Source organism: Oscillospiraceae bacterium, from assembly GCA_015068525.1.
Classification (GTDB): Bacteria; Bacillota; Clostridia; order UMGS1840; family HGM11507; genus SIG450.
The window spans coordinates 40,572-52,588 of the sequence record SVKJ01000011.1 but is presented as its reverse complement, the minus strand read 5'-3'; the positions used below and the strand labels follow the sequence as shown (position 1 = coordinate 52,588).

At 33.0% G+C, this 12,017-nt stretch carries 9 protein-coding genes; all 9 read right to left on the bottom strand.

Annotated elements, in window-relative coordinates; all coding sequences use genetic code 11:
- Positions 1 to 481: hypothetical protein (locus E7419_05325; protein MBE7014609.1), on the bottom strand; the 481-nt coding region annotated here is incomplete at its 3' end.
- Positions 482 to 563: 82 nt separating this feature from the next.
- On the bottom strand, positions 564 to 3,326 hold the full coding sequence (locus tag E7419_05320; protein ID MBE7014608.1) for a class I SAM-dependent DNA methyltransferase: 2,763 nt from the start codon (positions 3,324 to 3,326) through the stop codon (positions 564 to 566).
- A 149-nt stretch (positions 3,327 to 3,475) separates the two neighbouring features.
- A complete protein-coding gene (locus tag E7419_05315; protein ID MBE7014607.1) occupies positions 3,476 to 4,483 on the bottom strand; it encodes a DUF2971 domain-containing protein in 1,008 nt (335 codons plus the stop codon).
- 71 nt (positions 4,484 to 4,554) lie between these two features.
- Positions 4,555 to 4,908, bottom strand: a complete 354-nt coding sequence (locus E7419_05310) for a four helix bundle protein (GenBank protein MBE7014606.1) — start codon at positions 4,906 to 4,908, stop codon at positions 4,555 to 4,557.
- Positions 4,909 to 5,123: 215 nt separating this feature from the next.
- Positions 5,124 to 8,501 carry a DNA polymerase III subunit alpha gene (locus E7419_05305; GenBank protein MBE7014605.1) on the bottom strand — a complete coding sequence of 1,126 codons (3,378 nt, stop codon included), beginning with the start codon at positions 8,499 to 8,501 and terminating at the stop codon, positions 5,124 to 5,126.
- Positions 8,502 to 8,503: 2 nt separating this feature from the next.
- Positions 8,504 to 9,409, bottom strand: coding sequence for a DNA-binding protein WhiA (gene whiA / locus E7419_05300; protein ID MBE7014604.1), 906 nt, complete (start codon positions 9,407 to 9,409; stop codon positions 8,504 to 8,506).
- Positions 9,410 to 9,419: 10 nt separating this feature from the next.
- On the bottom strand, positions 9,420 to 10,316 hold the full coding sequence (gene murB, locus E7419_05295) for a UDP-N-acetylmuramate dehydrogenase (GenBank protein ID MBE7014603.1): 897 nt from the start codon (positions 10,314 to 10,316) through the stop codon (positions 9,420 to 9,422).
- 16 nt (positions 10,317 to 10,332) lie between these two features.
- On the bottom strand, positions 10,333 to 11,052 hold the full coding sequence (locus E7419_05290) for a phosphatase (protein ID MBE7014602.1): 720 nt from the start codon (positions 11,050 to 11,052) through the stop codon (positions 10,333 to 10,335).
- Positions 11,045 to 11,995, bottom strand: a complete 951-nt coding sequence (locus E7419_05285) for an HPr kinase/phosphorylase (GenBank protein MBE7014601.1) — start codon at positions 11,993 to 11,995, stop codon at positions 11,045 to 11,047. The genes E7419_05290 and E7419_05285 overlap by 8 nt, the downstream gene beginning before the upstream one ends.
- Between the last annotated feature and the right edge of the window lie 22 nt (positions 11,996 to 12,017).

Genomic DNA, 12,017 nt, shown 5'->3' with positions numbered 1-12,017 from the left:
TTTCATAAACTCGACGCATATATGTATAGGACGCAACAAAATAATTTTCACTTGCACAAATCTCAGCTTTATATATTTCCTCAAAACTTTCTTTATCAATCAAATCATTTTTTTGATATTTTTTCAATTCATCACGACTCACATCATACAATGATGGATATTGGGCAATTTTAATTACACAATCATTATTATAGAGAAAAGTATAAAGAATTTTTTCCCTACAAGTAGGACACGAAAAAACAATACTTTTCAAGCCATAATTCCACTGCTCATTATTCCAAAATCTTCCAAAAAGACCACTTACCTCATTTTGACCTTTCACAAATGTTTTATTCACTTTGCATTTTGGACAATACAAATCCAAACTTGAAGGTGCTTCGCTACCCATCCATTTTTGAAAATTTTCAAACGAAACATCTTTTATTTTTCCATATATACCTTTCTGATCAAATAAAGTTAAAACTTCTTGTTTCTTATCCACTGTTATTCAATACCACCTTTTATATTTCAATATTTTTCGACATCCTTACTAGGCTCACATTAAGTCAAAATCTTAAAAATCATTATTTTGTCAATTCCTGATACATTTTCATAAGTTCTGCTACACAAGAACTTTCCGTTGTGGACTTTACATCAAATCCGTAAGCCTGCATTACTGCTCGGTCATTTTCCTGATGTGCCTTACGCAGTTCGGGAGGCATAGTCAATTCGTCATATAAGTCTGCAAGAGAGCAATCGGGATATAATGCGCGTGCGTCAAGTATAGCTTGCGCCGTCTTTTCTATCTTTGCCTGTTGCTCTGCTGTAGGTGTCGGCCAAGGGAAATTATTATAAACGATTTTTATAGAATACCTATAATTATCTCCCAATCTACCACATACCGCCCTCATCCAACACATGTGAACATTAGATGTTAAAACACCAAAATGGTATAAATTAGCATTTGATATTATTAGATTTAAATTCGTTGAAATAACGTCCTTATTCATAAACCCAATAGGAATATATTTTCTTTTTTGGGTAGTAGCGCTTGGAATGAGTAAATAGTCTGTTTCCGGTTGTCTTATTTCCCCAAACAAAGTTGGTGTTTCGGCAAGTTTTCTTGTTGCTTCTCGATTACTGTTACTACGAACTTGTCTAACATTTTCAACAGCATGTATTATTGGTGGTATTTGTTTTATATCTTTTGGAGAAATCCCTTTTAGCCACAAGCAATATCGCTCTGTATTATTTATGAATTCTTGTGCACCAACGATTTTCTTAAACATTGGTTCTGCCTCAGGATAATTATTTAAAATCATATCTTTCTCATCTCTTGAATAGTTGCTTAAAAAACCACCATCATTAGGCATACTACCAAAATCCATTTTAGGAACATTACACAAAGGAAGCGATTTACTTTCAATAAATGTATTCGGTGCATCTATTAAATAAGCATTGATATTTGCTGCAATCATTGGTCTTTCAGAAGAATATATAATTTTTTTTCGGTTCAATACAGCAATACTAAAACCAATTATAACACAATACACTTGAGCCTTATTATTCGCTTCGCTTTCCCAATGAAAAGTTTGGTGTGCAAAGTCTATATGCACCCCTTTTTCAAACAATTGTTTCCAAAGAATAGCAACACTATCTCCCTGTACCACAGAATTCGTTGACACAAGAGCAGTTCTAATCGATGTTTCTTCCATTAAATCTACAGATTTTTTATACCAACAAGAAACATAATCAAGATTACCTGCATTTTTCCATTTAGCACCAAATACTGTTAGTAAATCCTCCTTTTGTTCTTTACTCATAAGTCGAGCGCCCACAAACGGCGGATTACCCATAATATAGTTAAGTTTATTTTTCGGAACAACCGATTCCCAATCAATACGTAAAGCATTACCCTCTACAATATTTGCATAAGATTTAAGGGGTAAAAAGTCCAAGTCCATGTTTATAATGCTCTCTGTCTCTTTAAGCATCTGACTTTCTGCTATCCATAGGGCTGTCTTTGCAACCGTAACTGCAAAGTCGTTAATTTCTATACCGTAGAACTGACCGATAGATACCTTTATAACATTACCTAAATCAAGAAGCATCTGACCCCCTGTAAGTTCGAGCAGAGCCTCATTTTCCAAACGTCTTAAAGACATATAGGTTTCTGTAAGGAAATTACCGCTTCCGCAAGCAGGGTCTAAAAATGTAAGACTTGCCAGTTTTTCTCTGAATGCTTCTATTTTATTTTCACGAACTTTGCCGACCTTTATACTGCAAATACTATCAAACTCTTCACGCAGTTCGTCCAAAAACAATGGGGCAATTACCTTATGTATATTTTCAATAGATGTATAATGCATACCACCGCTACGTCTTGTTTCTGGATTTAATGTGCTTTCAAACACCGCTCCGAAGATAGTGGGACTGATACCACTCCAATCAAAATCTTCGCTTGCTTTTTCAAGAATTAAATTCAATATTTTCTCATTGAGTTGTGGTATTTCTATATTTTCATCTGCAAACAAACCACCATTTACGTAAGGGAAATCAAGAAGTGCCTTGTCCATGTATGGGTCACGTTCTTCCGGTTTTGTATCAAGCACCTTAAACAAATCAATCAACGCTCTACGTGCATCCTTTGCTGATACATTTTTCAAATAATTATGAAACTTATTATGCCCTCCAAAGATACCTGCATCTTCTGCATAGAGACAAAATACCAAACGAACACAAAGCATATTAAGGCTCTTAAGCGAATCTTCATTATTGGGGTTTAAATACTGTTTTAAAAGTTCGTCATAAAGCATTCCTACAATATCTCCCGCCTGTATAGAGATTTCCATTTCTTTTTTAATATTTTCATCCTCTGCATCCACAAGAAATTGCAGGCGATAATACTCTTTCTCTAAGTTTTTAAGCAAGATGCTTTCAGGCTCTCCTGTAGGTTTTTCCATATCATATATCAAGAATTCTTCAAAGTTACAAGTTATTATCCAACGAGGACGCTTTGAATAAGGTAATACCGCAGAATAACGTTGTGCTTGCTGAAAAGGCGTAAGGGAACTGCCGTCTGATTGTTTAATGGCTTTTCTCAAATCTTTCCCTGCACCCTTTTGCTCTATCAAAACATGTGTTGAAGGTATAAATCCATCTATAAAACTAGTATGGTCCAAATGTACCTGTTCTTCAAATTTTATGTAATGGGCGGGGTTTTCCACACCAAAGACATTACCCAGTAATTCAATCCAGAATGGCTGGCTTTCGCCCTTTTCATATCCTTTGTCTGACCAATATTCAACAAACTTTTTTATTGCTGTTCTTTGTTCTTTATCTCTCATAAGTTTTCCTCCGATTTGTCATTTGTATCTATTATTTACAAACTCTCGATTTAGCATTGTGTTAAGTTATAGAAAAACATAACAAATTAGAATCATTTTTATAACAAACCATGCAATGTTCCATCACCATTATAAGAACATTTTGCGACTTATCTTCTTACCGGCAGTTCTGATTTATTTACTATACAACGAAAACCACAACTCGTTAAATAATCTCTTGTAGTTGCCACTATATTTTTATTTTCAACAAAAGGACTAATCAATACTTCACTTAAATAAGAATTTCCTTTTTCTACAACTAAATCAATATAAGGAATCAGCATTCCATTTTGTGCCCTGAATTTTACACTTGGCATTTTGTTTTCTAACAACTTAGGCCTTTCATAGGGTAAATAAAAAACAAATCTAAACTCTTGTTCCGTTGAATAGCATTCATGTTTAAATTGAAATTGAAAAACTTTCAAAGTATGTTGAATGAAACCTTTTGCTTCTTTATATTTGTCGTCTATTGCCTCATTAGAATATTCAAACGCATTAAAGGTATCCGTAATTATATTCTTTAGAATTTGCTTTTTTTCTTCATCACTATAGATTACTCTATAAGATCGAATTAAACTAAACATTGCATCTTCTTGATAGTCAGAATACTCATAATCTTTATACTCATCAAAAAGTAATGAATAGCATTTTAGTCCGTAACCTCCGTTGCCTTTAGAGTAATATCTCCACATATCAAGAGAATCCTCTTTTAATGAAAAACTGCATATATAGGCATGACACGGAACACAATCCAATACACTTTCATGTGTGAAATCTTCGCGAGAAGGAATTGGAAAATTTACAAAGTGATGGTCAGAAATTTCTGCGCTTTTTATAGCATCATAAAAAGATTGAGTTATAACATTTTCTTTGAGCAAATTAGAACACATTTCACGAAACAAAGACAAAATATGGATTCCTTCAGATGTATCATTCAAACAATCGCTTCTTGTAAACCAAAAGTGAAGTTTTCCACGTTCGTCTTGCTCATTTTTTACTATGCCTAATAAGCCATCTGCACTTGTGTAGTGGAATAATTCGAAAAACCTTGTTGGTGTTTCTTCAGAGCAGTACTTTCTATATAAATCTTGGAAATTACAGACTTTTGATTCAACCATATTTTCACTTCTTTCTTATGTTATATATTGACCTTGTCAACATTTGGCACTATTATCATTCGCATCAAAACTCATTGTTTTGTCTTAACAGTATTAATTGAAGATATTAACATTCTGCGAATTTGCCCACAATTATTAGCTATTGATTTATACTGTTCATCGCATAAATATCCCGTTCTATTAAGAAGTTCTAACCAATATTCTGATTCATAACATTCCTTCAAGGCAATTTGCATTTTAGAAATAAAATCAGCAGTACCATGTGCATATTTCGATTCATGAATATTTGCACCGATTGATGTTCCGGAACGTATAAGTTGATTTGTTAAAACACTCTCCCGTTTTGTTTCCTTAATCATTTTGCACATATTTATAATCTCAACAGCAAAATCTTTTGCTTTAACAAGCATTATACTTTCTGCCATATTATCACATCCATTCAGTTTATTTCAGCTAAATTTTGAACTATAGTTCAAAGCTAAATTATTTTGTTTCACGCCATAGCTAAATTGTTTTTTCAAAACAGCTAAATTAAATTCGCTACCAGCTGACCATAGGTCAATTTAGCTACGAAATAATTTAGCTGAGTTTACTCAATTTAGTTCGCGATAGCGAATTTAGCTGTATTGCTACAGCAATGCTATTTTATTACAACATTTTCTTCCCCTAAAAGTTCAGTAAGTTCTTTCTTTAGTGTTTTACTTAAAGTTACCCACATAGATTTTTCTGCCAGAGTGTTTTTCTTTTCTTTTTCAAAGTAAACATATACAGGCGTACTTCCGCTGTACTCTTTTAAAATCACTTTCATTTTATCAATAAGAGAGTTATCCTTTATTCGTATATAAAGTTTTTCGGTAATTGCTTCTTCATTAAAAAGAGAAATTTCCGTTACATTTACTTTTCTTTCATCTTCATTTATTATAAGAGTTCCTTTTACTAAGACAACTGAGTCATTTGATATAAATGTACTGTACTTTGAAAATGCTTTAGGGAAAACAATCATTTCCGCAGAGCCGTACATATCCTCTAATCTGAAAGTTGCCATCTGGTCGCCTTTTCTTGTTGCACGCACATTTTTATTTTCTATTATTCCGACCATAGTTACATTTTTTCCATCTTTTAAGTTTATGTTTTCAGTATCATTTAGTATATAACTGTAATCTGTAACTACTTTTTTAATAATGTCTTCCTTGTTTTTAAGCGGATGTGTGGAAAGGTAAACACCAAGCACTTCTTTTTCCATCTTAAGACACAAAGGCGAATTATTATCTCCCGTCTTTTTTACAGGTTTTCTCTTTTCGGTTTCATAACTTTCAAAAAGATTTAACTGACCAGGAACATTACTCTTTTTATTATTAAGATAAAAATCAATTGTTTCCTCATAAGTTTTAAGAAGAGGGAGCCTGTCCGAAAACTCGTCAAAAGCACCTGCTTTAATAAGACTTTCTATTGCTCTTTTGTTCGAGTCCCTGTCAACCATACGCATAACAAAATCATCAAAGTCTGAGAACTTTCCTTTTTGATTTCTTTCTGCCACTATTTCTTTTGCAGTATTATAGCCTACATTTTTTATGGCATTAAGACCGAAAATAATATTCCCGTCCATCGCTGTGAATTTAATATCGCTTAAATTCACAGATGGTGAAATAACTTTTATTCCGACATTATCACAAGTTTTAATATACTCTATGATTTTATTCTGGTTTTCGGTAAAACTTGTCATAAGTGCTGCCATAAACTCTGTTTTATAATAATATCTTAAGTATGCAGTCTGATAAGCCACATAAGCATAGCATGCGGCATGGGATTTATTAAAGGCATATTTTGCAAATTCTTTTATTTTATCAAATATTTTAAGGGAGATATTTTTTGGAATATTGTTTTTCTCACATCCTGTGATAAAAACTTCCTCTTCCTTATTTAATACATCTATTTTCTTTTTAGACATAGCACGGCGAACAATATCCGCTTTACCCAAAGTATATCCTGCAAGTTTCTTAAAAATTTCCATAACCTGCTCCTGATATACTATACATCCGTAAGTAACAGAAAGAATATCCCTTAGCATTTCGTGGTCATAGGTTATTTCATTTTCATTTTCTTTGTTTTTTATAAGATTAGGAATTTCCTGCATAGGACCCGGACGGTAAATGGATACGGCAAGAATTAAATCTTCAAGTTTTTGGGGTTTGAATTCTTTTAAGAATTTTCGCATACCATAACTTTCAAACTGGAAAACTCCGTCTGTATCGCCTCTTTGGAATAGGGTATAAACTTTACTGTCATTATAATCTATCTTATCAATATCTATATCGACACCTGTTTTTTCTTTAATGATTTTTAAGGTATCATTTATTACGGTTAAATTCCTTATACCTAAAAAATCCATTTTTAAAAGACCAAGTTCTTCTAATGTTGTCATAGTATACTGAGTTGCAACAGCGTTATCTCCTTTATGCAAAGGGACATATTCCATAATCGGTTTATTAGTTATTACAACTCCTGCTGCATGGATAGACGAATGGCGAGGAAGTCCCTCGATTTTTAAGGATATATCTATTATTTTTTTTACATTTTCTTCATTTTCATATAATTTTTTAAGTTCGGGAACTTCATCAATTGCTCCTTTAAGGGTTACATTAGGGCCGAACGGAATAAGTTTTGCAATCCTGTCCCCTTCTATATAGGGAAAATCCAAAGCACGGCAAACGTCCCTTACTGCCTGTTTTGCCCCTAAAGTTCCGAAAGTTATTATCTGGGAAACTTTATCTTCCCCATATTTTCTTGTTACATAATCAATAACTTCTCCTCGTCTTTCGTAGCAGAAGTCAATATCTATATCGGGCATGGTTACCCTTTCGCTGTTTAAAAATCTTTCGAAAATAAGCCCGTATTTAATAGGGTCAAGATTGGTAATTCCAAGACAATATGAAACGATACTTCCCGCAGCAGACCCTCTTCCGGGACCTACGGGAATATTATTACTTTTAGCATAGTTTATAAAATCCCATACTATAAGAAAATAATCGGTAAAACCCATTTTATTTATCGTATCAAGTTCATAATTTAATCTTTCTAAATTGTCTTCGTAATTTTCATATCTTTTCTTAAGCCCTGAAAGGCACAGATTATAAAGATAATTCTCTGCCGTTTCGCCTTCGGGAAGATGGTATTTTGGAAGATGGTATTTGCCAAATTCAATATCTAAATTATCTTTATCTTTAATTTCTCCTGTGTTATAGACCGCTTCTTTTACATAGGAAAAAAGGTCGAGCATTTCCTCTTCGCTCTTTAAATAAAGTTCGTCCGAGCCAAACTTCATTCTGTCCTCGTCGGCTAAAGTTTTCTGCATTTGAATACACATCAAAACTTCCTGATAGAATGCATCTTGTTTTTCTATATAATGAACATCGTTAGTTGCGACAAGCTTAACATTATGCTTTCTTGCAAGTTCGATTTGTTTATTTATAATCATTCTTTGTTCTTTCAGATTATGGTCCTGAAGTTCCACATACAAATCGTCCTTATATATTTTTTTTAATGTAGTAATAACATCCTCTGCCTCATTAATATTATTATCTATAAGTGCCTGAGAAAAAGCACCATAAAGACAGGCAGTAAGACATACTAACCCTTCCGAATATTTCATTAAAAGTTCATAATCGACTCTCGGCTTATAATAATATCCCTCAAGCGAGCCTAAAGAAACAAGTTTCATTAAATTATGATATCCCTCATTGTTTTTACAAAGGAGGATAAGATGGTTATATTTTTCATTAGGGTCTTTCTCAAAACGGCTTTTTGAAGCGACATAAACTTCACAGCCTATAATGGGTTTTATATCATTTTTTTTTGCACACTTATAAAACTCTATGGCACCGAACATATTACCGTGGTCGGTAATTGCAATAGCGTCCTGTCCCAGAGTTTTTGCTTTTTTTATTAAATTGTCAATATCACAAAGCCCGTCTAACAAACTGTACTTTGTATGCACGTGCAAATGACAAAAATTCCCCATTGTTATTTTCCTTCAAATTCTATTATTTTTTTAAGACGATGGTTTATCCCCGAACGAGTTATAGGAGTTTTAGATAACTGTGCAAGTTCGGTAAGAGAAGCGTCAGGATTTTCAAGCCTTAAATTCGCTATTTCTTTTAGACTATCAGAAAGTAAATCAAATTTTCCCGATTCCTTTAAATTTCTTATTGCCATTATCTGATGAACTGCTGCATTTACCGTTTTATCCATATTGGCACTTTCGCAGTTTAACTGCCTGTTCAACTGATTTTTCTTATCCTTTAATATAATCGCATCGTGATATTCAAAAAAAGTTTCCTTACAGTTTAAGAAGTTAAGCATATCTGCTATCATTTCTTTTTCTTTTATGTAAAGCACGTATTCCGAGCCTCTTTTTATTATTTTAGGGAAGAAGTCCATACTTACTAAAATTTCATTTATTTTGTGAAGATTATCTTTTTTTCTGTTGGAAATCTCAAAATGATAAGCTCTTTGCGGATTGGTTACTGAGCCTGACACTAAAAAGGCACCTATAGTCGCCATTCTCTGACAGCATGGGTTTATAGAAAAATCATCATTAAGATTTCCGCTTATCTGATTTGTTCTTTTGTTATATAAAGAAAGTTTTTTAGCAATATATAAAATCGTATCCTTATCTTTTATATCAAGTGTATAACCTTTATGATTTTTTAAAGGTTTAAACTGAATGTCGTCATACTCTTTAAAATAAGAAGCCATAAGTTCATTTAAATAAGATGCTACCTCTTTACTTTCTATATTCATTTTTATTCTGTCGGAAGAAACCGTATTAAAAAACGCAAAAGCAGAATTTAAAAATGCTTTGACGCAACAATTTCTCTCCAACTTAGCAGAGCATATTTCGTTTTTTACTTTTTTACAAAATGACATAGTATTACCTCTATAAAACTTTCACTTCAAGTTCAAGTTCTACTCCGAATTTTTCCTTTACTTCTTTTTTAACGTTCTCTGTTAAAGTTATAACATCATTAAAAGTAGCATTGTTGTAATTTATAACAAAGCCTGCATGCTTTTTAGAAATTTTAGCACCGCCGACTGTGTAACCTTTTAAGTTTGCATCTTCGATAAGTTTTCCTGCAAAATGCCCTTCGGGCCTTTTGAAAGTACTTCCTGCGCTCGGATAATTAAGGGGTTGCTTATCAACACGCATTTTTGTTACTTCTCTTACTCTTTTTTTAATTTCTTCTTTATCGCCTTTTTCCAAAATTAATGTTGCACCCAAAACAACAAGATTCTCTTTTGAAAAAAGAGTTTCCCTGTACTTCATTTCTATATCTTTTAGTTCTAAAGTTTCAATTTCGCATAAACTGTTTATAAAAGTAACATCATAAAGTACATCTTTTATTTCTCTTCCGTATGCCCCTGCATTCATATAAATTGCTCCGCCAAGACTTCCTGGTATTCCTGAAAGTTCTTCGAAACCTTTTAAGCCTTCTTTGGTTAAAATGTTTGAGATTTTTTTAAGCGTAATACCTGCATCTAAAACAATTTTATTTCCCAAAACAGTTGCACTTGAAAACTGTGAACCTAATTTTATAATAACACCCCTGAAACCATCGTCATTTACAAGGATATTTGACCCGTTGCCTATAACAAAATAATTTATGCTGTTATCTTTTAAGAATTTTATAAGATTTACAATTTCTTCTCTTGTTTTAGGCATAACAAGATAATCGGCATTTCCTCCGATTTTAAAGGTAGTATGGTTTTTTAAGGGTTCATTTATAAGAATATTCTTCCTGTCTGTAATATTTTCTAACTTAGATAAAATATTCAAAGAAAGTCTCCTTTCATTAAACTCTTTGTTTTCTCATCTTAAGATATTTATCAAAAGTTTCCACACTTCTGTTTATAATAAGTTCTTTTGGGAAATTTACTTTGGAAATTAGATCAAATGCCTTATTATAATCGCCTATCATAGTTGCAATATGGGCATCAGAAGAAACAGTTATATATACTTCGTTTTCTTTACAAAGTTGTGCAACCTCAAGGCAGTTTTCTTCGCTGCCGGGACGTATATGAAACGAGTTGTTATTTATTTCGATAACTTTTCCAAATTCCTTTGCTTTTTTAACTATAAGTTCGTAGTCACACTTAAATTTTGGCTGACCTATATGGGAAAGACAGTCAATATACGGATTTTCTAAAATGTTAAGATAACCATTATTTATAAACTCTTCCGAAAGCGGATAGTCCCATAAACTATGGAAACCTGCCATTACCCAGTCAAGACGTTTAAGATAACTTTCCTTTAAATCTACACTGCCTTTATCATCAAGTATATTAAGTTCTGCACCTTTATATATTCTTACATTATGAAAAACTTTTGGTATAATATCAAGATTATAAAAGTGAAGATGATTGTCAAAAGGAGACAGTTTCGGTCCGTGATCGGTTATTGCAATACCTTTAAGGCCTTTTTTCTCTGCCTCTATCGCGTTTTCTTCAATTGTTGAATACGCGTGCTCGCATATTACGCTATGGATATGTGTGTCAACTTCTATGCTATACATTGTTTGCGTCTTCCTCCATTTTTTTCATAAGACGGTTGTTAAGTTCTTCTGCAGGATTATATCCTAATTTTTTCTGCCTGTTATTCATTGCCGCAACTTCTAATACAACAGCAAGATTTCTTCCAGGACGGACAGGAATATTAAGGCATGGAATCTGAAGCCCCAGAATATCCGTATATTCTGTAACAAGTCCTAATCGGTCATACTGTTTGTTTTCTTGCCATACTTCAAGATTAACTACAAGGTCTATTTTTTCTGTTTCTTTAATAGCACCCATACCAAATATTCTTCTTACATCTACAATTCCTATACCTCTTAGTTCAATAAAATGCTTAATTATATCAGGAGAATTTCCTACTAAAGTTTTATCTGATACTCTCTTAATTTCAACTGCATCGTCTGCAACAAGTCTATGACCTCTTTTTACAAGTTCGATTGCAGTTTCGCTTTTTCCTACGCCGCTTTCTCCTAAAATAAGCATACCTTCTCCGTATACCTCAACAAGAACACCATGTCTTGTGATACGAGGTGCCAATTCAACACTCAAATAACTGATAAGTGCCGCCATAAATTTAGAAGATGATTCGTTTGTTCGAAGAACTGGAATATTATTTGTTTTAGCGCCCTCAACTATTTCGGGAAAAACTTCCTGCCCTCTTGTTATAATAATAGCAGGTACATTATACTCAGCAATTTTCTTTATAGCGTTAAATCTTTCTTCGTTTGTGAGGTTGGAAAGATAAGTATATTCAACTCTTCCCAAAATCTGAATTCTTTCATTCTGGAAGTAATCAAAAAAACCTGCAATAGGAAGTCCCGGTCTGTTAAGTTCAGTACTGGTAATCTTTCTTTTTGAAAAATCGCTTCCCTCGTAAATAACCTCAAGATTAAATTCATTTTTTAATTGTTCCAAACTTACGAAAAAAAGTGATTTGTTTTCCATCATTAGTCCCCCCTTTGGTAAT